The sequence below is a fragment of the Bremerella sp. JC817 genome (assembly GCF_040718835.1).
Taxonomy (GTDB): domain Bacteria; phylum Planctomycetota; class Planctomycetia; order Pirellulales; family Pirellulaceae; genus Bremerella.
In genome coordinates, this window is record NZ_JBFEFG010000213.1 from 1 (window position 1) to 362 (window position 362).

Consider the following 362-nt stretch of genomic DNA (forward strand, 5'->3'; position numbering starts at 1 on the left):
GCGATTTCGTGTCGGAAAACCCGGTGCTGGTCGACGAGCGCGATCGCCTGCCGATCGGGCCCGTGTCGATCCTGGCGCATGACGGGCGGATCCTGGGCCCGGCGGACCTCAACTTGGTGGACCGCAAGGCCGTAGGGCAGCGGGCCGATGGTACCCGCGCCAGCCGGAGCGAAAGCCTGGCCTTCGGCGACTTCGCCGTCGAGGCGCAGGCGGCCGCATAGCTTGGCCGGACCCGAGCACACGCCGGACGGGCGCTACCTGATCGTCGACGGCGTCCTGTGGCGCGCTACCGATCCCTCCATTCCGGAAGACAGACGCCAGGCACTGGTGAATACCCTGATGGATGCACGCCGCGCCGTTGG

1 protein-coding gene is annotated in these 362 nt (G+C 69.3%); it reads left to right on the forward strand.

Annotated elements, in window-relative coordinates; translation table 11 throughout:
• Positions 1-221, forward strand: a 221-nt coding sequence (locus AB1L30_RS01020) for a hypothetical protein (RefSeq protein WP_367011471.1), incomplete at its 5' end; no start/stop codon positions are given.
• Positions 222-362 lie beyond the last annotated feature (141 nt).